Below are 21,343 nucleotides of genomic sequence, written 5' to 3'. Positions count from 1 at the left end.
CTTACATGAAACGACCGAGTAAAACCGCCGAACGCCTGGCGCCCTGGATCGCCGTGCTGGTGCTGATTGTGGTGTGGGAAGTCACCGTGCGGCTTTTCGATGTGCCCAGCTTCATCTTCCCCAGTGCCCTGGACACCGGCCAAGCGCTCATCGACTACGCCGGGCCTATCGGCGTCCACTCCTGGCAAACCTTCTGGACCACCCTGATCGGCTTTGGGCTGGGGGTGGCCGTGGGGCTCGCGCTTGGCTTCATCATTGGCTCGTCGCGCTTTTTGTATAACGCCTGCTACCCGCTGCTGGTCGGCTTCAACGCCATTCCCAAGGTGGCCTTCGTACCTATCCTGGTGGTGTGGTTCGGCATCGGCTCCGTGCCGGCGATTCTGACCGCGTTCTTGATCTGCTTTTTTCCTATCGTGGTCAACGTGGCCACCGGCCTTGCCACCCTGGAGCCGGAAATGGAGGACGTGCTGCGGGTACTGGGGGCGCGGCGCATGGACGTGCTCTTGAAAGTGGGCCTGCCGCGCTCGCTGCCGTATTTTTTCGCCTCGCTGAAGGTGGCGATTACGCTGGCCTTCGTGGGCACGGTGGTCTCGGAAACCGTGGCCTCGAACCAGGGGATCGGCTACTTGATGATGAGCGCGGGCTCGCAGATGCGCATGGGGCTGGTGTTTGCGGGCTTGATCGTGATCAGCGCCATGGCCATGGTGATGTACGAGCTCTTCGCGGTGCTTGAAAAGCGCATGACCGGCTGGGCGCATCGCGGTCAATAAGGCCGTCGCGGCCCGTAAAAGCTAGCGCGCTACCAGCGGTACAAAAGCGAGGCGCTGGTGGTGTTGTCGGTGCGCTCGCTGGCGTCTTCCGGCGGCTCTGAGTTGTGTTTGATTTCATGGGACAGGCGCATGGAGATGCGCGCACTCACCCGAGCGGTCAGCGAGGTAAACGAGCGCGAGGTGGTGTTGGAGTCGGTGTACTCGACGGACATCTCCTGCTCGAACTCGGTGTACTCGGAAAACCCATAACGGTAGGCCAGCGCGCTGTAGGCCACCGCCAGGCGCTCGTTATCGTTGTCGCGCAGCCGGTCGTCGCGGTAGCCCGGCCCCGCCTCCAGCGAAAGCGAATGGGGTTCGCCGGATAGCAGCTGGCGGCCGTAGCCGCCGATCACCGAGAGCTGCTGGTCGTAGCCGGCAAAGCGGTCCTTTTCCCAGCGGGCGAAGCCAAAAAGATAGTGCGGGCCGTTGAAATCGAAGCGTTCGCGCCCGGCCAGCAGGTACTGCTCGGCGCTGGTTTCGCCGTCCTTGGTGACGTTGCGCACCTCGCCGCGCAGCGAATGGGTCAGATCCCCGGTCAGCCAGGTCAGGCGCGTCTTGCCGATCAGGGTCTGGCTGTCGGTATTGCCCGAAAGATGGGTGAAACCAAGCTCGGCATCGCCGGTGAAATTCGGCGAAGCCTCTTCCGGCGGCGGCGGGGCGTAGAACGGATTGGCCATCGCCACGCCTGCAAAAAGCGGCCAACTCACCAGCACACTGCTTCTTAATAAAGTAAGCACGTTAGCTTTTTTCCCTGAAATTGACGAAAGCGAGCCAGCGCTCGGGTAGGCAAAAGCGCCATAGGTTACCGTGGCTTCGCGCTGCGTGCCATAATGACGCCACCGCGCACGTTGAGTTCCCCTTATGACGACTTCCCGGCCCCGCTCGCTTGCCGATCTCAATCCTGCCCGGCGGCCGCGTTCCAGGCGCCGCTGGTATAAACGCAGTTTCCGCCTACAGGTGATGCTGCTGGTGGGTTTTTTGCTGGCCGGGATGCTGCTGGCCCAGGGCGCCTACCTCAACCACCGCAAAACCGATATCGTCACCCAGCAGATGGGCGAACGGGCGCTGGCCGTTGCGAAAACCGTGGCGGGGATGCCGAGTATCGTCGAGGCCTTCGCCGCGCCGGACCCGGCGGGCATCATCCAGCCGCTGGCCGAGCGGGTGCGCCAGGAGACCGGCGCGCGCTACGTGGTGGTGGGCAACGCCCGCTCGATTCGCTATTCCCACCCGGTGCCCGAGCGCCTGGGCCAGCGCATGGTCGGCGGCGACAACGAACAGGCGCTGATCTACGGGCAGTCGTACATTTCCGAAGCCACGGGGACCTTGGGCACGGCGATGCGCGGCAAGGCGCCTGTCTGGGATAACGAGGGCAATATCATCGGCCTGGTGTCGGTGGGGTTCATGACCGACCGGGTGGCCCTGGACGCCGCGCGCTATACCACCCTGAGCTGGGTGCTGGTGGCGCTGATGATTTTGCTCGGCTTTGCCGGCGCCTACTGGCTCTCCCAGCATCTCAAAAAAGTGATTTTAGGGCTCGAACCCTACGAGATCGCGCGCATCGCGATCGAAAAAGAGGCCATCCTGCAGTCCATCCACGAGGGCATTTTGGCGGTCAACCGGGAAGGCCATATCACGCTGGTCAACCAGCAGGCGCGCCGCTTTCTCAAACTTCCCGACGACCACGTGCTGCTGGGCCAGCCGATTCGCGAAGTGGTCCCGAATTCCCGGCTGCTTGAAGTGCTCAAAAACGGCGAGCAGGAGTTCGATCAGCAGATGTGGCTGGGCGATCATCCGGTGGTGGTCAATCGCGTGCCGATTCTCGACGGCGACGACATCGAAGGCGCGGTGGCGACCTTTAGAAGCCGGCGGGAAATCATCGACCTTTCCCAGGCGCTGACTCAGGCAAGCCGCGATGTGGACATGCTGCGCGCCCAGGCCCATGAGTTCTCCAACAAGCTCTATACCATCTCCGGGCTTTTGCAGCTCGAGCGCACCCAGGAGGCGCTCAAGCTGATTCACCAGGAAACCGAGCGCGCTCAAGCGCAAATGAGTTTTTTGATAGCCCATGTCGCCGATACGGTGCTAAGCGGTACGCTTTTGGGCAAGCTGACCCGGGCCCGCGAGCTTGGCGTTGCGCTCGAAATCGACGAGCAAAGCTCGCTCTCTCAGCCGCTTACGCCAAGCGGCCAGGAAGTGATGATGAGCGTGGTCGGCAATCTGCTCGACAACGCCTGCTTTGCCGCGCTCAATGGGCCCCTGGCGAGCACGCCGACCGTGCGGCTTTTTTTCACGGATTTGGGCGAGCAGCTACTGATCGAGGTGGAAGATAACGGGGCCGGTGTGGCACCGGAGCACGCGAGCACCATTTTTGACGAGGGTTTTTCGACCAAGAGCGGCAGCCACCGGGGCATTGGGCTTGCCCTGGTGGCCAGGCTTTGCCGCCAAAACGGCGGGGCGGTCACGCTGGAAGAGAGCGAACTGGGCGGGGCGTGTTTTATCGCGGTGCTGGACCGGTCGCTTTGCAGTACCGCGCCTTGAGGGGCGCGTCGAGTGATAACAAGATAACGCCGAAGGGGACACGGCATGACTAATACGCAGTACGGCATTCTGGTCGTCGAAGACGACTTTCGCATCGCCGACATCCACCAGGCCTTCATCGAGCAAAGCGACGGGTTTTACGTAGCCGGCTCCGCGCGCACGGCCCGGGAAGCGAAGGCGCTGCTCGACGCCCGGTCGGATTCGATTCATCTGGTGCTATTGGATGCCTACCTGCCCGATGTCGAGGGGCTGGAGCTTCTATGGACCATTCGCCGGCACTACACCCGCGTGGATATCGTCATGGTGACCGCGGCCAAAGAGGTGGAGACGATTTCCGAGGCGCTGCGCGGCGGCGTATTCGACTATTTGATCAAACCCATCGAAGCCTCGCGGATGACCCGGATGCTGACTCGCTTTCGCCGTGAGCGTGAAGCCATGGCGAACCGCGGGGAGATGAACCAATGGGAGCTGGACCAGGTGCTGGCCAGGCTCACGCCCGAAAGCGCTCATAAAGCCGAGCCCCAGGCGCTGCCCAAGGGCATCGACCGTTTGACGCTGGATCGCGTCGTGGCCGCGCTGGCCGCCGATGCCACGGCGCTGACCGCGGTGCAGGTCGCCCACGCCCTGGGGGCTAGCCGTTCGACGGCGCGGCGCTATCTGGAATTTCTGGTCGCCGAGCAGCGCGTCGTCGCTGAACTTGGTTACGGCGATGTGGGGCGCCCGGAGCGGCGCTACCGGCTCGTGGATACCCCCGCGCTATCCTGAAGCGGTCCATCTTCCAAGGCATCGGCTACCGGGCGTGAACAAAATGAACAAAATGCCCATAAAGAATTTTTTAGCGTTTATGACCACAAGCTTGTTTCGGCCCGCCTGGGTCTTCTAACGTTCGCGACGTAAAGATCATAACAACACCGACACGTGGAGAACGCCATGACGCTATTTTTAAAGACCACGCCCTCAAAACGTCTCGCTCTGCTGGCCCTGCCCGCTGCCCTGTTGGCCGCCGTGGGGTCCTCCGCCCAGGCTCAGGAGTGGACGCCGAGTAAATCCGTTGAATTCATCGCCCCCGCCAACCCGGGCGGCGGCTGGGATACCCTGGTACGTACGGTGTCTCGCGTCATCCAGCAAGAAGGCCTGGCGGACGAGAACTACGCCGCTATCAACGTCCCCGGCGGCGGCGGCGCGGTCGCCTGGGCGCAGATCGCCCGCGACGACGGCAACCCCCACAAGCTCTTCGCCACCAGCCCGCCCATCATTTTGGTGCCGCTGGCCGGCGCCTCGCGCTACGACCACACCGACTTCACCCCGGTGGCGCGGCTGATCACCGACTACTCGATCATTCTGGTGGCCGAGGATTCCGAATATCAGGACCTCAACGACCTGTTCGCAGCGCTTGAAGAGAACCCCAATCTGAGTGTGGGCGGCGGCAGCGCCCCGGGCTCGATGGATCATATCTCCATGGCGGGCGTGGCCTCGGCGGCGGGGCTCGACGCCTCCAGCGTCAACTACATTCCCTTCTCCGGCGGCGGCGACGCCATGACCAACCTGATGGGCGGTCACGTCGAAGCGGTGATCACCGGCGCCGGCGAATCCGTTGGCCAACTGGGTGAAGGCAGCCAGCTCCGTGCCCTCGGCGTTTCTTCGCCGGAGCGCCTGGGCGGCGGGCTTGCCGATGTACCCACCTACCAGGAACAGGGCGTGGACTACACCTTCGATATCTGGCGCGGCGTAATGGGCGCCCCGGATATGCCCGAAGAAGCGGTCGCCTACTACGAAGAGCTCTTCGCCGAGATGCTCGAGACCGATGGCTGGCAAGAGGCCCGGGATCAGCTCGGCTGGATCGACGCCTATCAGGACAGCGACGCGTTCGGTGACTTCCTGGACGCGCAGCAGGAGCAGTTCAGCAGCGTGCTAAGCGACCTGGGCCTTCTGCGCCAGTAAAACGGCCGTCGCGTTACGACCCCGGTGGCCGTATGGGCCGCCGGGGTCGTTTGCCTGAAACGCGGGCCTAGCCCTACCTTCGCGGCCCTTCTTTTGAAAGAGACTCCTCATGACGCGATTAAACACCAATCAGTGGCTGGCCCTCGTGCTTGCCGTGTTCGCGGCAGCGTATCTGGCCATGGCCTGGCAGGTGCCGACGTTTCCGTTGCCGCGCCCGGTCGACTCGGACCTTTTTCCCAAAGCGCTTGGCGTGACGCTGCTGCTGCTGGCCGGGTTTCTGTTTTTCGAAAAGCCGGCGCCGATTGCCGGAAGCGACGAGATCGACGAGCAGGCTCAGCAAGGCCCGCTGTTGTTGACCCCCTGGGCGCGCGTCATCGTGACCTCGGTGGCGATCGCCGCCTACGCGCTGCTGCTCGTGCCGCTGGGTTTCGTGGTGGCCTCACTGCTTTTGTGCGTGGGCCTGACCGCCTACTACGGCTACCGCCGTCATGGGGTGAACCTGGCGGTGTCGCTGGCGGTGGTGCTGGGGCTTTATCTGTTGATGACGCGGGTGATGGATGTCTACCTGCCCACCGGCATACTGCCGATTTAAGCGCCGTCGTCTAAACGCTGCTAACGAGAGACACGCCCATGGATGCCTTGAACAATCTCATGTACGGCTTTGGCATCGCGCTCGAGCCGATCAATATCGCCTACGTTTTCGCCGGCGTGTTTGCCGGCACCATCATCGGCATGCTGCCGGGCCTTGGGCCGATCAGCGCGCTGGCGCTGATGATTCCGATCACCTTCTCGATGGAACCCTCCTCCGGGCTGATCCTGATGGCCGGGGTGTACTACGGCGCCATCTTCGGCGGCTCGACCTCGTCGATTCTTTTGAACGCCCCAGGGGTTGCGGGCACCGTGGCGACCTCCTTCGATGGCTACCCCTTGGCCAAGCAGGGCCTGGCGGGCAAGGCGCTGGCGATTGCCGCCTACTCGTCGTTCGTGGGCGGTACGGTCTCGGTGGTCTTTCTGATGCTGGTGGCGCCGCTTCTGTCCAAAGTGGCGGTAAGCTTCGGCCCGGCGGAGTACTTCGCGCTGATGGTGCTGGGGTTGACCGCAGTGGTGTCGCTTTCGGACAAGTCCCTGGTGAAAGGCCTGATCGCCGCCGTGGTGGGCGTGATGATCTCGATCGTGGGCATCGACATGCAAACCGGCACCGAGCGCTACACCTTTGGCTCGGCGCAGCTGCTCGACGGCATCGATTTCCTGGTGGTGGCGCTGGGTATCTTCGCGCTGGCCGAGGTGTTCTACATGCTGCTGCGCGGCGGGGGTGGCAAGGAGGCGCCGCGTAACGCCATCGGCTCGCTGAAGCTCACCCGCTCGGAAGTGGGGCAGATCGCCGGGCCGGTCAGCCGAAGCTCGGTGCTGGGCTTTTTCACCGGCGTGCTGCCCGGCGCCGGCGCCACGATCGGCTCGTTTCTGGGCTACAGCATGGAAAAACGCATCGCTAAAGACGGCGATACCTTTGGCAAGGGCAACATCAAGGGCGTAGCCGCGCCGGAAGCGGCCAACAACGCCGCCTGCACCGGCTCCTTCGTGCCGCTGCTCACTCTGGGCGTGCCCGGCTCCGGCACCACGGCGGTACTGTTGGGCGCGCTGCTGGTCATGGGCGTGACGCCTGGGCCGATGATGCTCGAACAGCGCCCGGACGTCTTCTGGGGCGTGGTGGCGAGCATGTACGTGGGTAACATATTCTTGCTGGTGCTCAACCTGCCGCTGATTCCCCTGATCGCCAAGATTCTCGATCTGCCCCGGGCGATGCTGCTCTCGCTGATCTTGATATTTTGCATGATCGGCGTGTACGGCATGAGCTTCAGCGTGTTCGATTTGCTGCTGCTGTTAGGCTTCGGCCTACTGGGCCTTGGGATGCGCTTATTCGGCTTTCCCGCCGCGCCGCTGATTCTTGCGCTGATTCTGGGCAACATCATGGAGGAGTCCATGCGTCGGGCGCTGCAGATCTCCGGCGGTGACTGGATGACCTTCGTCGAGAAGCCCATTTCGCTCTCGCTGCTCGCCGTCGCGCTCTTGTCGCTTTTGCTGCCGCTGCTCAAAAAGCGCCGCAAGCGCGCCGTGTGATGTTCGCTTTCACCCATGCTTTGAAGCGCCCTTCGGGGCGCTTTTTTGTGCATAGGTGCTGGCTCCATGAAACGCTTTTGGTGCATGGCGTGGGCGGGCGCATCAGAAACGATCAGCGCCGAGCCTGTATTGATCCTAATTGGTGCAGCTAAAGCCGGCTAAGCCGGGTTTGGTGTTGATAACCCATTGACTTAAAAAGCATGACCGCCCAAGGCGCCATCCTGGCGCATCCCTTGCAAGAGTGATAAGCGATACCTGCCCGGTTTAACGCCCCCGCAGGCCCGCTATTCAAATAACGAGCCCTTTTCAAAGGGCGCAAGGAGATCCAAGTGGCCAAACCAACGCTTCCTCTTTCCCGCCGTTTCATGACCTCTTTACTGGCTGTCGCCGTCATGGGCGCCGGCGCCCAGGCCGTGGCTCAGGAGAGCAACGACCCGATCAAGGTCGGTATTCTCCACTCGCTCTCCGGCACCATGGCGATCAGCGAGTCGACGCTGAAAGATACCGTCGAGATGCTCATCCAGCAGCAAAACGACGCGGGCGGGCTGCTGGGCCGGGATCTTGAGGCCGTGGTGGTCGACCCGGCTTCCAACTGGCCACTGTTCGCCGAGCGCGCCCGGGAGCTGCTCGCCCAGGAAGAGGTGGACGTCATTTTCGGCAACTGGACCTCGGTTTCGCGCAAGGCGGTGCTGCCGGTGGTCGAGGAACTCAATGGCCTGCTCTTCTACCCGGTTCAGTACGAAGGCGAGGAGTCCTCGGAAAACGTCTTCTACACCGGGGCGGCCCCCAACCAGCAGGCGATTCCCGCCGTCGAATATCTGATCAACGAAGTGGGCATCGAGCGCTTTGCGCTGATCGGCACCGACTACGTCTACCCGCGTACCACCAACCGTATTCTCGAAGCCTTTTTGAAGGACGAGCACGGCATCGCGGATGAAGACATCATGGTCGACTACACGCCGTTTGGTCATTCGGACTGGCAGAACATCGTCTCCGAGATCCGCCGCTTCGGCGAAGAGGGCAAGCCCACCGCAGTGGTCTCCACCATCAACGGCGACGCCAACGTGCCGTTTTATCGTGAGCTTGCCAACCAGGGGATCGACGCGGCGGACATCCCGGTCATCGCTTTTTCGGTAGGTGAGCAGGAGCTTTCCGGTATCGACACCGGCCCGCTGGTCGGCCACCTGGCCGCGTGGAACTACTTCATGAGCGTGGACACCGACGAAAACTATGACTTCATCGACGCCTGGATCGAGCATACCGGTGATGAAGAGTCGGTCACCAACGACCCGATGGAGGCCCACTACATTGGCTTCAACATGTGGGCGGAAGCGGTTCGTAAAGCGGGCACCACCGACGTGGATGCCATCAAGGACGCCATTATCGGCGTGAGCGTGCCGAACCTTTCCGGCGGCTATGCGGCCATGATGCCCAATCATCACATCACCAAGCCGGTGCTGATCGGCGAGGTGCAGGACAACGGCCAGTTCGACATCGTCTGGCAGACGCCCTCCACGGTGGCCGGCGACGCCTGGTCGGATTACCTGCCCGGCTCTCGCGACCTGATCAGTGACTGGCGCAAGCCCATGGAGTGCGGCAACTTCAACGTGGTCAACGGCTCCTGCGGTGGCAGTAACGCCGCTGAGGAAGCCGAAGCGGCGCTGGCCGAGTAGCGTTTTCGAGTACGCCTTTTACCCGGGCCGCGTAGGCGGCCCGGGGCACGCCATCTCTTACTCATACTCAAAGGAAGAACCCGATGAGGCGTTTCCTTTTCTGGGCGCTGCTGTGCCTGCTGGCCGGCTTTTTACCGAGTGCGGCGGCGCAAACCAGCGCCGCTTCGCCCAACGACGACTCCGGCTACGCGCTGCTCGAAACCCTGGACGTGGATTCCTACCGCGACAAGGGCGAGGCGATCTCGAATATCTTGCAAAGCGACGACGAGCGCGCCCGGGAGTGGCTCCAGGCGCTGTTGGACGGCCGCCTGCAGCGAACGGATGACGGTCGTTTCGTGGTCGTGTTGGACAATAGCGGGCGCAACTGGCCGGTGGAAGACGCCCTGACCGGCGAGGCGCTCGGCGAGATGTCACGCCGCGAGCTGGATCGCATCGGCATCAACAACGCGCTTCGAAACCAGCTGCGTAGCGCCATCGCCGTGGTGGATCTCTACTCGCCCAACGTGGAGCGCCGGCGCACCTCCGCGGATCGCCTGCTGGGCGAGGTGGACGACGAGCTTTTTGATACGCTGGCCACGGTGATCACGGAAGCCGAAGACGACTACGTCAGCATGCGCCTGGCCCAGGCCGTGGCGATCTACCAGGCAGAAAACGGCGAGATGGAAGGCATCGAGGCGCTTTCGGGCAGCCTGCACCCCCGCGCCCGTGTAGCCCTGAACCGGGCGGCGAGCGGCGACAATCCGGCGGTGGCCGAGGCGGCGCGCAACGCCCTGGGCAATATCGAGCAGAGCCTCAAGATCAACCGCGGCGTCGAGACGCTCTATTTCGGCCTGAGCCTGGGCTCAATACTGGTACTCGCGGCGATTGGCTTGGCGATCACTTTCGGCGTGATGGGCGTGATCAATATGGCCCACGGCGAGCTGATGATGCTCGGCGCCTACACCACCTGGATGATGCAGCAGCTACTGCCCGGCCAACCGGGCCTGGCGCTGATGCTCTCCATCCCGGCGGGCTTTTTGGTGGCCGCACTTGCCGGCATCGCCATCGAGCGTAGCGTGATTCAGTTTTTGAAGGGCCGCCCGCTGGAAACGCTGCTGGCCACCTTCGGTATCAGCCTGATCCTCCAGCAGCTGGTGCGCACGGTGATTTCGCCGCTGAACCGCACGGTGATCACCCCGGAGTGGATGAGTGGCTCGCTGGTCATCAACGACGCGCTGTCGCTGACGCTCAACCGCCTTTACGTGATGGGCTTTGCGCTGTTGGTGTTTGCCGGGCTGATGCTGGTCATGCGCCGCACGCGCCTGGGGTTAGAGGTGCGCGCCGTTACCCAGAACCGCGCCATGGCGCGCTCCATGGGCATTCGCGCCACTCGGGTCGATATCATGACCTTCGCGCTGGGCTCCGGTGTGGCTGGGCTTGCCGGCGTGGCGCTTTCTCAGCTCACCAATGTGGGGCCGAACCTGGGCCAGAACTACATCATCGATTCGTTCATGGTGGTGGTGTTCGGCGGCGTGGGAAATCTTTGGGGGACGCTCGTGGCCGGGCTTTCGCTGGGCGTCATCAATCAGGTCCTCGAGCCCTGGGCCGGGGCGGTACTCGCCAAGATCATCGTGCTCGTGTTCATCATCTTGTTCATTCAAAAGCGCCCGCGGGGACTCTTCCCCCAGAAGGGCCGCGCGGCGGAGGGTTAAGCGATGAGCCTGCATTCAACCTCGAGCCGCTTCTGGCTCACCCGCCCCTTTGGCGAGCGCGCCACGCAGATTTTCCTCGGCGTGCTGCTGGCGGCCTTGGTGATCGTCACCGTACTGCACGTGGCGCTGCCCCGGGGCCACGCGCTGCATATCAACGCCTATACGGTGAATCTCTTCGGCAAGTACTTAAGCTACGCGCTGCTCGCCGTGGCGGTGGATCTCGTCTGGGGGTATCTGGGTATTTTGAGCCTGGGCCACGGGGCGTTTTTTGCTATCGGTGGTTACGCCATGGGCATGTACCTGATGCGCCAGATTGGTGAGCGCGGCACCTACGGCGACCCGGTATTGCCGGACTTCATGGTGTTTCTCAACTGGGAGAGCCTGCCCTGGTACTGGCACGGCTTCGACATGGCCTGGTTCGCCTTCGCCATGGTGCTGCTGGCGCCCGGCCTTCTGGCGCTGATCTTCGGCTTTTTGGCGTTTCGCTCCCGGGTCACCGGGGTGTATCTCTCGATCATCACCCAGGCGCTGACGTTTGCGCTGATGCTGGCGTTTTTCCGCAACGAGATGGGCTTTGGCGGTAACAACGGCCTGACGGATTTTCGCGAGATACTCGGCTTCAACCTGCGCAGTTCTGACACGCGCCTCGGGCTCTTTATAGCCTCCGGGGTGGCGCTGGCGCTGGGCTATATCCTCTGCCGGGCGATCGTCACCAGTAAGCTGGGCCGGGTGTGCGTGGCGACCCGGGACGCCGAGGCGCGTACGCGCTTCATCGGCTACCGGGTCGAGCGCTTCCAGCTATTCGTGTTCGTGGTTTCGGCCATGCTCGCGGGCGTGGCGGGGGCGCTCTACGTGCCGCAAGTCGGCATCATCAACCCCAGCGAGTTCGCGCCGCTGTTTTCCATCGAAATCGTGCTGTGGGTCGCGCTCGGCGGCCGCGCTACGCTGTATGGCGCGGTCATCGGCGCGATCCTGGTCAACTACGCCAAGACCGTGTTCACCGGCGTGATGCCGGATGCCTGGCTCTTTGCCCTCGGTGGGCTGTTCGTGCTGGTCACCGTGCTGCTGCCCAAGGGCGTGGCCGGGCTGCTGCCCCATCTTTCGCGGCGGCGTACCCCTTCATCCAGTGAGCCCCGGGAGGCGAACGCATGAGCTTTATAGAATCGCTAAAAGCCCGCGATCGGGTGTTCGATTTCATGACGCCGCAGGCCTCAAAGGTGGATGTGCGTCATGGCCCGATTCTCTACATGGAAGACGTCACGGTCAGCTTCGACGGCTTCAAGGCGATCGACAAGCTGAACCTGACCATCGATGACGGCGAGCTTCGCTGCATCATCGGCCCCAACGGGGCGGGCAAGACCACCATGATGGATATCATCACCGGCAAGACCCGGCCCACCGAGGGCAGCGTCTGGTTCGGCAGCCGCCACAACCTTTTGGACATGAACGAGCCGGAGATCGCGAGCCTCGGCATCGGGCGCAAGTTTCAAAAGCCCACGGTGTTCGAGGCGCTCAGCGTCTTCGAGAATCTGGAGCTGGCCATGGCCGCGGACAAGCGCATCGTGGCCACGCTCACCGCGCGCATGACCGGCGAAATCCAGGACCGCATCGAAGAGGTGCTGACCACCATCGGTCTGACTCAGCTTCGTTTTCAGCCGGCGGGCATTCTCTCTCATGGCCAGAAACAGTGGCTCGAGATCGGAATGCTCCTGATGCAGCGCCCGCGGCTGTTGCTGGTGGACGAGCCCGTCGCCGGCATGACCGAGCAGGAGATGGAGCGCACCGCCGAGCTTCTCACCGGGCTTGCCGGCAAGCAGTCGGTGGTGGTGGTCGAGCACGACATGGGCTTCGTGCGCTCCATCGCCCGCCAGGTGACCGTGCTGCACCAGGGCAGCGTGCTGGCCGAGGGCAGCATGGATCAGGTCGCCATTGACCCCAAAGTGGTCGAGGTGTACCTGGGTGCCGACGACGAGGAGGCCGCCTGATGCTCTCCATCGACAAACTCAACCAGTTCTACGGCGAAAGCCACACGCTCTGGGATCTCGATCTCGAGGTACCCAAAGGGCAATGCACCTGCGTAATGGGCCGCAACGGCGTGGGCAAAACCACGCTGATGAAAGCCATCATGGGTGAGGTCGCCGTAAAGAGTGGCCAGCTTCGTTACCAGGGCGGCGATACCGGCGAGATCGAACTGACCAAAAAAGCGATCGAGGCGCGCTCCCGGCTGGGCATTGGTTACGTGCCCCAGGGCCGGCAGATTTTCCCGATGCTCACGGTGGAAGAGAACCTGCGTACGGGCCTGGCCGCCCGCGGCGACGGGCTGAAGAAGATCCCCGCGCGGATTTTCGAACTCTTCCCGGTGCTTCAGGAGATGAAGCACCGCCGCGGCGGCGATCTCTCCGGCGGCCAGCAGCAACAGCTCGCCATCGGCCGGGCGCTGGTGATCGAACCCAAGCTCTTGATTCTGGACGAGCCGGGGGAGGGTATTCAGCCCAACATCGTCGCCCAGATCGGCCAGGTGATTCGCCAACTGATCGAAGAGGACGGCCTCACGGTGCTGCTCGTCGAGCAGAAACTGCCGTTTGCGCGCAAATACGCCGACCGCTTCGTGATCATGGACCGCGGCCGCCCGGTGGCCAAAGGCGAGATCGGGGAGCTATCCCAGGAACTGATCAAGACGCACCTGACGGTTTGAGTTATCCACACCCGGTTTAAAGTCTAGAGTCGGCTTGAAAAGGCAGTTCTTCGGCGGTGGTCGTCATTTGATCGAACAGTGGATGCGCCGGGTTGAGCATGTAGTTGAGCTCTCGCGGCACGATTACGCTGGGTAGCGCCAGTGCCAGGCTTTGTTTTGATGCCAGCCAGCCGTCGCCCAGCTCCGCGGTTTCCGCGGGTGCCGGTGCTTCCTGCCAGTTATCGGGTAAATCTTCTATTCCAACGCGTAGAATGCTCTCGGCGGGTAGCGTCAGCCGCAGTAGTGCATAGGTCTCGAGCAGCCGGTAGCTCTCCAGGTGCACCATGATTTCGAGAAGCGCAAGTGACTCGGAGCTTGCCACATACACACAGGCGTTGCCGGGGCTGTTCCAACGCCCGCCGTAAAGCCGTGCGCCCTCGCCATCGAAGGCGGTGTCCTGGTACTTGCGCTTGACCAGCCTGTACGCCTGAACCTCGCTCACGCGGTCACTCCGTGCTCCAGCCGGCCAATCAGGTTCAGCACCGTTTGGTACTCGGCGGAGGTCGCGCTCATCTCCACTGGCCTGCGCCCGCCCAACCCTACATTGGGTTTGAGCAGCCAGGCGCGGGCGCTCTCGGTGTCACCTTCGAACAGATCCAGCGCCGCCTTGAAGAGTTCGGCAAAGCGGTAAAGCCGGTCGCTTTCCGCCATCTTGAAACGTCCCGATTTGGCACGGCGGCTCAGCGTGGCCGGGGGGATATCCACATAGCCTGCCAGGGCCTTTTGCTCGATACCCGATACCCTGGCAAGCTGAGGGTAAACCCGGTATTCCACGCCTTCATGCAATAGCTCATGCAGTTTGCGACCACGGGCGGGCAGGCCAACCTGCTGCCAGAAACCGGCAGCCAGCGCTTTGGGGGGCTGGTATTGGGTAAAGGACGTATCCATTGAGTTTTCACTTGATATGTCTGTGGACTATCAAATGGTATAGGCGCAAACGTCGTTGCTGTCAAGCGATAGGCTTTGACCGCGCTGCCTGGCGCTTGACGTTCCTGCCGCCTTTTACGAGGTCGGCGGCGGCTCCACCGGCGCTTGCCTCGCCCGGCGGCGTTTGAGCACTTGGGTGACAAGCCCATACCGCGGCCCGCCCAGAAAGGCGAGGATCAGGAACACGCCGGTCATCACCGCCATCATGCCGCCGATCGAGACGTTCAAATGCACGGCCAGGTAATAGCCACTAATGCTCGAGGCAATCGAGATCAGCGCGCCGATGATGAACATCATCCACAGGCGGTCGGTGAGCAGGTAAGCAGCCGATGCGGGCACGATCGCAAAGGCGATGAACAGCACTGCCCCCACGGCGTCGAAGGCGGCCACGGCGGTGGAACTGGTCAGCATCAAAAGACCATAGAACAGGATCGTCGGCATGAAGCCAAAGGTTTTGGCAAGCGCCGGATCGAAGGTGGCGAGCTTCAGCTCCTTATAAAAAACACCGATAAAGGCGTAATTGAGCAGCGTCATCACGCTCATCGACACCAGCGCCTGGGGAATGGGTAGCCCAAACATGTCGACGGTATCCAGCCAGACGAAGCCGATCTCCCCCAGCAGTACCGTGTGGGTGTCGATGTGCACGTCGTGGGCGTAGATATTGAGCAGCAGCACGCCGATCGAGAACAGCGCCGGAAACACCAGGCCGATGGCGGCGTCCTGCTTCACACGTTTGGTGTTGGCGAGCGCCTCGGTGAGAAATACTGTCAAAAGCCCGGTCAGCGCGGCGCCGATGAGCTGCACCGGCCCGCTTTGCTGCTTGGTGAGTATCCAGACGATGACGATGCCGAACACGATCGAATGGCTGATGGCATCCGACAGCATGCTGTTGCCGCGCAGCACCAAAAAGGTGCCCACCGCCGAAGAGGCGATGCCCACCATGGCGCCGACCAGAATGATCGGCAGGGCGGTGCTGTCGAGTAGTGCCTCGATCATGGCGCGACCTCCTCGAACGTGGCGACCACCTGCCGGGCCTTGGCCTGGCCGGAAGCGGTCAACCCCCAGCCCGCCTCATCTTGCGAGTGGGCCAGATACCCCTGGCGCTTGAGCCGGGCAAGCGTTAGCCACGCGCCCAGGGACAAACGGCGTGGCGCGGGTCTGGCCGGGTGTTTATAAAGCGTGTAGAGCAGCTGCTGCTGTTGCAGCTCGGCTTTCTGGCGGTAGTGTTTCATCATTCCCCACAAAAGACCGCGGCCAGGGGCCAGCGCAAGCGACAGCAGCACGATGGCCGTGGCGGTCAGTACGATCAGCGGGCCGGTGGCGAGCCCGCGGGACAGCGTGCTGATCGTCGCCCCGGATACGCCGCTGACGATGCCCACCCCCGCGGCAATCGCCAGCATCGTGCCCAGGTGGCGGCTCCATTGCCTTGCCGCCGCTGCCGGGGCGACGATCATCGCCGCCATCAGAATCACCCCGACCATCTGCAAACCGACCACCACGGCGAGTGCCACCATGGCGGTGAGCGTGGCCTCGATGGCCGTGGCGGGCATGCCCAAGGTGCGGGCGTACTCGGCATCGAAGGTGACCAGCTTGGCCTGCTTCCAGAAGGCGGCGAGCAGTGTGAGAGTCGCCAGCGTTACGCCGCCCATCACCCAGAGATCCGAGCGCAGCGTGGCGGCGGCTTGGCCGAAGAGAAAGGCCTCGAGCCCGCCCTGGGAGGCGTTGCTGGTGCCCTGGATGTAGGTGAGCAGCACGATGCCGACGGCAAAAAAGAGGCTCAAACACACGCCCAGGGCGGCGTCGGTTTTCAAGCGGCTTTTGCGGGTGAGCAGCAGCATGATGAGCGCGGCGAGCGAGCCGGTGGCCAGCGAGCCCAGCATGATGCCGCCGATGTCGCGGCTGCCGGTGATGATGAAACTCATGCATATGCCCGGAAGTGCGGCGTGGGAGATGGCGTCGCCCAAAAGGCTCTGGCGGCGAAGTACCGCAAAGCAGCCCAGCGGCCCGCTGATCAGGCCCAAGAGAGATGCGCCGATCACCACGTTTTGAAAGGTGTAGTCCGATAAGAGCGCGAGCCAGTCCATGGGTCAGGTCACTTTCGAGGCGGGAAACATCAATGATTCGCTGTCGCCCAGCAGGGCGATCTGGCCGCCGTAGGCCTGGCGCAGATGATCGATCTTGAAGACTTCGTCGGCCGGGCCGGCGGCGATCACCCGCACGTTCAAAAGCAGTAGCCAGTCGAAGTAGCTGCTCACCGTTTGCAGGTCGTGGTGGACGACGATCAGGGTTTTGCCCGCGTCTCTCAAACGGCGCAGGATATCGATGATCGCCCGCTCCGTGGTGGCGTCCACCCCGGCCATGGGTTCGTCCAGAAAGTAGACATCCGCCTGCTGCACCAGTGCCCGGGCCAGAAACACCCGCTGTTGCTGGCCGCCGGAGAGCTGGCTGATCTGGCGGTGGGCAAGCTCGCTCATGCTCACCATCTCGAGCGCCTCCATCGCCTCCTGGCGCTCTTTACGGCCCGGGCGCTTGAACCAGCCCAGGCGCCCGTAAAGGCCCATGGTCACGACATCCAGCGCGGTGGTGGGGAAGTCCCAGTCCACGCTCGAGCGCTGGGGCACGTAGCCCACCCGCTTGCGCTGGGCCGCGTAGGGCTTGCCGTGCACCTTCACCTCGCCGGAAAGCGACGGCACCAGCCCCAAAAGGCTCTTGATCAGCGTGCTTTTGCCCGCCCCGTTGGGGCCGACGATGCCCGCCATCACGCCCGCCGGGATATCCAGATCGATATCCCAAAGCACGGGCTGGTTGTGGTAGCTCACGGTCAGGTTGTTAATGCTGAGGGCCGGCTCAGCGCTTGCGGGTATTGCCATTAAGCGTGCCTTTTATCCCTGTTGGTCGAGCTGCCACTGGCTTGCCCACTCATCCAGCGTGTCGGGCAGCGGGGCAAGGGTACCGCCCAGCGCCTCGACGATATGCTGGGTATTGCGGTAAAGCATGCCCATATAGGTGCCGTCGACGGTGCCCGTATCGCCCATGGCGTCCGAATAAAGCTCGCCGCCCACGCTCACCGTGTGGCCGCGCTGTTTGGCTGCGTCGATCACCGCCTGAATCGTGCGCGGGTTGATCGTGCTTTCGACGAACACCGCCGGCACGCCGCGCTCTACCACACTATTGGCCATGCTGCGGATATCGGCAATGCCGGTTTCGGTTTCGGTGCTGATACCCTGAATGCCTTCGACCTCGATGTCGTAGGCGCGGCCATAGTAGCTAAACGCATCGTGGGCGGTGACCAGCACGCGCTGCTGCTCGGGAATGCTGGCAATGCTCTCCTTGACCCATTCGTGAAGCGCCGAAAGCTCGCCCTGGTAGCGCTCGCTATTGGCCTCGATGGCATCACGACACTCAGGTCGCGCCTCTATCAAGGTGTCGCTAAGCGTAGGTACGATCTGCGCCCAGAGCGAGATATCCATCCACAGGTGCGGGTCGACGCCGTAGGCCCCCTGGGCGCTGATCAACGCGTCCTCGCCGATCGAGGCCGGGGCCACGGCCAAAGTCGGTGTGCGTTTGGAGAAGTTCTCCAGCACCGAGCCGAGCTGGCCTTCAAGCGAATAGCCGGAGTAGAGAATCTGCTCGGCGCCGCGCAGTAGCGCCACATCGCTGGCGCTGGCCTGGTAAAGGTGTGGGTCGACCCCCGGGCCCATCATGGCCTCGACGCTAACGCACTCGCCGCCCACCTGTTGGGCGACATCGGCAATCATGCCGATGGTCGCCACCACATTCAGCGGCTCCTCGGCCAGGGCCTGCGAGCTTAGCGGCAAAAGCCCCAACGCCATGATCGCGCGTTTTAGTGCCATGGATACCTCCGGGCATCGAATGAAAAGAAACCGTGCATTGCACTGCGCAATTTATTTTACATGCAGTAAGAAGTATAGCCTTTGCTAAGTTTCTTGCCTTACAAAAATTATGTCAAGCCGCCGCGTCCTTCACCGAACTAAAAATGTGCGCAAACCATGATGTGGATAAAAAAACCTAAGGCGAATTTTTGTTAATGTTATCGTTTGGTCTAATTAATCTTAATTGGCGGGGTGGACGATGCGCTATAAAGATAAGTACCAGCTAGTGACCCAGTGGGAGACGCTTCAAGAGCGTACGCCCAGGTCGGTACGCCAGGCAGTGGCTCAACTGGTCTACGCCTATCATGAGCCGTTCGCCCACCATTTCTACCACACCATGATGGAGGACCCTCACGCCAAGCTGTTTCTGTCCCATGACCAGGTCAAGCAGCGCTTAAATCCTTCGATGCAGCGCTGGCTGATTTCGATGTTCAGCGAGGAGCACGATGATTTACTGGCATTGGTGGAGCAGCAGGAGAAGATCGGCCAGATTCATGCCCGGGTCGATATTCCGGTCAACCTCGTTCTTGGCGGTGCCCGCCAGCTAAAACAGGCTTTTTATCAGCGCATCGAAGAGGACCTTTGCGAAGCGCGCACGGCGGGCCGCGCCGCTATTTACGTTTCTGACACGATCGATATGGCCATGGAGATCATGAGCTACGCCTACTCGGTCGCCAGCGAGCGCAACGCGCGTACCGAAGAGGCGTACAAGCTCTTTACGCTCACGCAAAATATTGGCGATGAGCGCGAGCGGCAGCGTTCGGCGCTGCTCGATTGGGAGAATACGCTGATGTATGCCGTGGCCTCGCAGCAGCCGGTTCAAACCTTGCTGCCTCTTGCGAGCTCCGAGTTTGGGCTCTGGTATTTTCACAAGGCAAGCCACGTGTTCGAAGGCGTACCCGAGATCGGGAGTATCACCGGCTGCATCGAGCGGATCGACCACCAAACCCTGCCCGAGCTGGCCCGGCAAGAGGCGGGCCAGCGCCAGGCAGCGCTTGCCAGTATTCGTGACGGTATTCGCAGCATTTTGATGCTGCTGGACGACATGCTCAAGCGCGCCTCCCAGCTGGAGGCCGGGCGCGATAGCTTGACGCTGCTACTGAATCGCAAGTTCCTGCCGGTGGTGCTTGGCCGCGAAATCGAGCTTGCCCGCCAATCCGGCAAGCAGTTCGTTTTGTTGATGCTCGATATCGATCACTTCAAGTCGATCAACGACCGCTTCGGTCACGAAGCCGGCGACCACGTGCTGCAGCACGTGGCCGGTATCATGGAGCGCTCCACCCGCGGTGGCGACTATGTGTTCCGCATGGGCGGCGAGGAGTTTTTGATCGTGCTGGTCAATAGCTGCGCCGAGGGCAGCCGCCTGTTCGCCGAGCGGCTGCGCCAGGCCATTGCCAAGGAGTCCATGGTGGTCGGCGCCGACACGCTGCTCAACGTCACCGCAAGCTTCGGCCTCGCCTTGTACGATGGCCACCCGGACTACCAGCGCACGATCCAGCGCGCCGACGAGGCGCTTTATAAAGCCAAACACACCGGGCGTAACCGGGTCGTGATGGCGGATAACGGCTAGCCTGAACGTCCTGGCGCCTTCACGTCTGGCGAGATGTGAAACGGCGCTCCTGCAACGGGCGAACCAAAAACCAGTCGATGACCAGCATTACGGCAATCGCCGCACCGGTCAGCGGAAACAGCACCCCGCCGATTACCAGAATGGCGATGATGCCGCGAAAGGCGCGTTTATCTGTAGGCAGTGGCGGTACGCCGACGCCCCCTTTCGGGCGGCGTTTCCACCACATCACGCCGGCACTGACACATAGCCCGATGATGGCGATACACACCGCCAGAAACACCAACTGGTTCGCCAGGCCGAATTCCTGGCCCATGTGGACGCTGATGCCGAATTCCAGCCAGCGGCCCAGCGGCCCGTAGTCTTGGTAGCTCATGTCCACAAGCGGCTCGCCGCTGTACTGATCCAGATGCACCACGCGCTGCTGGCTTGAATCGTTGGGGTAGACCGAGCCCGTGTACACGCCCGTGGCGCTTCCTGGCAGGTTCACCGCGAAGCCGTCATGCAGGCCGAGCCTCTCGAAGGTCGCCACGGCCTCGTCCAGGCCGATACCCGCCTGGGCCGCTGCTGGAGTGGGCGCGTTGGATTCGGGAATGCGCGCTTGCTCCATCGACCAACTGGTGGTCGTTCGCTCGCTCAAGCGCGCCTCGGACATCGGCACCTCGACCCGCACCCCGGCGGGGTAGCCGAAGTTGTTGCCGTTGGCCCATTGGTTCACCTGGCCACCCCAAACCCCGGACCAGGGCATCCCGGTGATCGCCAGAAACAGGATGAAGCCGCCGACGAACAACCCCGTCACCGCATGCAAATCGCGCCAGAACACGCGTTTTTTCGGCGTTCCGCGCACGCTGACCACACCGCCGTTGGCCTGGCGCCGGGGCCACCACAGGTAAATGCCGGTCAGCACCAGCAAAATCGCGAAGCCGCCGGTGATCTCGATTAGCTTGCGCGGCGTGGCGCCGAAAAACTTGAGGCTGTGCAGGGTGCGCACCGTCCACATGAGGGTGCCCTGGTCGTCCAGCATGCCGAGCACGTTGGCGGTGTAGGGGTTTACATACACCGCCAGGCGCTCGCCTTGTGGGGTGCGCACGGTGATTTCCGCCGAGCTTTCCGGGGTGGCCGGGGCGGTGTATTTCAGCGCCGTGCCCGGCTGTGCTTCGAGCGCGGCGCTCACCATCGCCGAGGGCGCAGCGGTACTCTCTTGAGCCTCCACGCGTTTGACGTCGGCGTGAACGATGGCGTCGATCTCATGATGAAAGAGATAAAGTGCGCCGGTGATCGACAGCATAATCAAAAACGGCAGGACCAGAAGGCCCGCGTAGAAGTGCCAGCGCCAGACGGCGAGGTACATATCGAACGGCTTTTTCGCCGTCGACGGGGTAGTGGCGTGAGATGACATCACGAATCCTCGAACGCCCGATTAATGGGCGCTTTGATAGCGACAAGCGCCTG

Annotated in this window: 20 protein-coding genes; 12 read left to right on the top strand and 8 right to left on the bottom strand. The window is 62.5% G+C overall.

Annotation, left to right across the window (positions count from 1 at the left end; genetic code table 11):
- The first annotated feature begins 5 nt into the window (after nt 1-5).
- Nucleotides 6-770 (top strand): ABC transporter permease, encoded by a 765-nt coding sequence (locus ACWHXT_RS16510; RefSeq protein ID WP_447530229.1) that lies wholly within the window; start codon nt 6-8, stop codon nt 768-770.
- Nucleotides 771-799: 29 nt separating this feature from the next.
- Here ACWHXT_RS16510 and ACWHXT_RS16505 read toward each other — a convergent pair whose 3' ends face one another.
- Nucleotides 800-1,486, bottom strand: a complete 687-nt coding sequence (locus ACWHXT_RS16505) for a DUF481 domain-containing protein (protein WP_447530557.1) — start codon at nt 1,484-1,486, stop codon at nt 800-802.
- 184 nt (nt 1,487-1,670) lie between these two features.
- Between ACWHXT_RS16505 and ACWHXT_RS16500 the strand changes: the two genes are divergently transcribed.
- The 10 genes from ACWHXT_RS16500 (at nt 1,671) to urtE (ending at nt 13,465) form a co-directional block, all read left to right on the top strand.
- Nucleotides 1,671-3,347, top strand: coding sequence for an ATP-binding protein (locus ACWHXT_RS16500; RefSeq protein WP_447927293.1), 1,677 nt, complete (start codon nt 1,671-1,673; stop codon nt 3,345-3,347).
- Nucleotides 3,348-3,392: 45 nt separating this feature from the next.
- Nucleotides 3,393-4,112 (top strand): response regulator, encoded by a 720-nt coding sequence (locus ACWHXT_RS16495; protein WP_447927292.1) that lies wholly within the window; start codon nt 3,393-3,395, stop codon nt 4,110-4,112.
- Between the two features lie 165 nt (nt 4,113-4,277).
- Nucleotides 4,278-5,288, top strand: coding sequence for a Bug family tripartite tricarboxylate transporter substrate binding protein (locus ACWHXT_RS16490; RefSeq protein ID WP_447956624.1), 1,011 nt, complete (start codon nt 4,278-4,280; stop codon nt 5,286-5,288).
- A gap of 109 nt (nt 5,289-5,397) precedes the next feature.
- Nucleotides 5,398-5,880 carry a tripartite tricarboxylate transporter TctB family protein gene (locus ACWHXT_RS16485; protein WP_447927290.1) on the top strand — a complete coding sequence of 161 codons (483 nt, stop codon included), beginning with the start codon at nt 5,398-5,400 and terminating at the stop codon, nt 5,878-5,880.
- A gap of 38 nt (nt 5,881-5,918) precedes the next feature.
- Nucleotides 5,919-7,406 (top strand): tripartite tricarboxylate transporter permease, encoded by a 1,488-nt coding sequence (locus ACWHXT_RS16480; RefSeq protein WP_447927289.1) that lies wholly within the window; start codon nt 5,919-5,921, stop codon nt 7,404-7,406.
- Between the two features lie 365 nt (nt 7,407-7,771).
- Nucleotides 7,772-9,079 carry an urea ABC transporter substrate-binding protein gene (gene urtA / locus ACWHXT_RS16475; protein ID WP_447958060.1) on the top strand — a complete coding sequence of 436 codons (1,308 nt, stop codon included), beginning with the start codon at nt 7,772-7,774 and terminating at the stop codon, nt 9,077-9,079.
- A gap of 83 nt (nt 9,080-9,162) precedes the next feature.
- On the top strand, nt 9,163-10,770 hold the full coding sequence (gene urtB / locus ACWHXT_RS16470; RefSeq protein ID WP_447956623.1) for an urea ABC transporter permease subunit UrtB: 1,608 nt from the start codon (nt 9,163-9,165) through the stop codon (nt 10,768-10,770).
- A 3-nt stretch (nt 10,771-10,773) separates the two neighbouring features.
- Nucleotides 10,774-11,922, top strand: a complete 1,149-nt coding sequence (gene urtC, locus ACWHXT_RS16465) for an urea ABC transporter permease subunit UrtC (RefSeq protein ID WP_447927287.1) — start codon at nt 10,774-10,776, stop codon at nt 11,920-11,922.
- Nucleotides 11,919-12,755, top strand: coding sequence for an urea ABC transporter ATP-binding protein UrtD (gene urtD, locus ACWHXT_RS16460; RefSeq protein ID WP_447956622.1), 837 nt, complete (start codon nt 11,919-11,921; stop codon nt 12,753-12,755). The genes urtC and urtD overlap by 4 nt, the downstream gene beginning before the upstream one ends.
- Nucleotides 12,755-13,465, top strand: coding sequence for an urea ABC transporter ATP-binding subunit UrtE (gene urtE / locus ACWHXT_RS16455; RefSeq protein WP_447956621.1), 711 nt, complete (start codon nt 12,755-12,757; stop codon nt 13,463-13,465). Before urtD ends, urtE begins: the two co-directional genes overlap by 1 nt.
- 16 nt (nt 13,466-13,481) lie before the next feature.
- Here the strand turns inward: urtE and ACWHXT_RS16450 are convergent, their stop codons facing one another.
- From ACWHXT_RS16450 to ACWHXT_RS16425, 6 genes are all read right to left on the bottom strand, one after another.
- Nucleotides 13,482-13,946: an RES family NAD+ phosphorylase gene (locus tag ACWHXT_RS16450; RefSeq protein ID WP_447956620.1), complete on the bottom strand. Its 465-nt coding sequence runs from the start codon at nt 13,944-13,946 to the stop codon at nt 13,482-13,484.
- A complete protein-coding gene (gene parS / locus ACWHXT_RS16445; RefSeq protein WP_447956619.1) occupies nt 13,943-14,392 on the bottom strand; it encodes a type II RES/Xre toxin-antitoxin system antitoxin in 450 nt (149 codons plus the stop codon). Before parS ends, ACWHXT_RS16450 begins: the two co-directional genes overlap by 4 nt.
- A gap of 114 nt (nt 14,393-14,506) precedes the next feature.
- Nucleotides 14,507-15,427, bottom strand: a complete 921-nt coding sequence (locus tag ACWHXT_RS16440; RefSeq protein ID WP_447956618.1) for a metal ABC transporter permease — start codon at nt 15,425-15,427, stop codon at nt 14,507-14,509.
- Complete coding sequence (locus ACWHXT_RS16435) at nt 15,424-16,515, bottom strand: metal ABC transporter permease (RefSeq protein WP_447956617.1); 1,092 nt, start codon at nt 16,513-16,515, stop codon at nt 15,424-15,426. The genes ACWHXT_RS16440 and ACWHXT_RS16435 overlap by 4 nt, the downstream gene beginning before the upstream one ends.
- A gap of 3 nt (nt 16,516-16,518) precedes the next feature.
- On the bottom strand, nt 16,519-17,301 hold the full coding sequence (locus ACWHXT_RS16430; RefSeq protein ID WP_447927280.1) for a metal ABC transporter ATP-binding protein: 783 nt from the start codon (nt 17,299-17,301) through the stop codon (nt 16,519-16,521).
- Nucleotides 17,302-17,313: 12 nt separating this feature from the next.
- Nucleotides 17,314-18,285 carry a metal ABC transporter solute-binding protein, Zn/Mn family gene (locus tag ACWHXT_RS16425; RefSeq protein WP_447956616.1) on the bottom strand — a complete coding sequence of 324 codons (972 nt, stop codon included), beginning with the start codon at nt 18,283-18,285 and terminating at the stop codon, nt 17,314-17,316.
- A gap of 238 nt (nt 18,286-18,523) precedes the next feature.
- Here ACWHXT_RS16425 and ACWHXT_RS16420 point away from each other — a divergent pair, with 238 nt between their 5' ends.
- Entirely contained in the window at nt 18,524-19,894 is a 1,371-nt protein-coding gene (locus ACWHXT_RS16420; protein WP_447956615.1) for a diguanylate cyclase, read from the top strand.
- A gap of 19 nt (nt 19,895-19,913) precedes the next feature.
- Here the strand turns inward: ACWHXT_RS16420 and ACWHXT_RS16415 are convergent, their stop codons facing one another.
- Nucleotides 19,914-21,290, bottom strand: coding sequence for a PepSY-associated TM helix domain-containing protein (locus tag ACWHXT_RS16415; RefSeq protein WP_447956614.1), 1,377 nt, complete (start codon nt 21,288-21,290; stop codon nt 19,914-19,916).
- Nucleotides 21,291-21,343: the final 53 nt, after the last annotated feature.

This window comes from Vreelandella halophytica, from assembly GCF_968193635.1.
The sequence above is the reverse complement of the archived record's forward strand: the minus strand, read 5'-3'. Positions and strand labels throughout refer to the sequence as shown.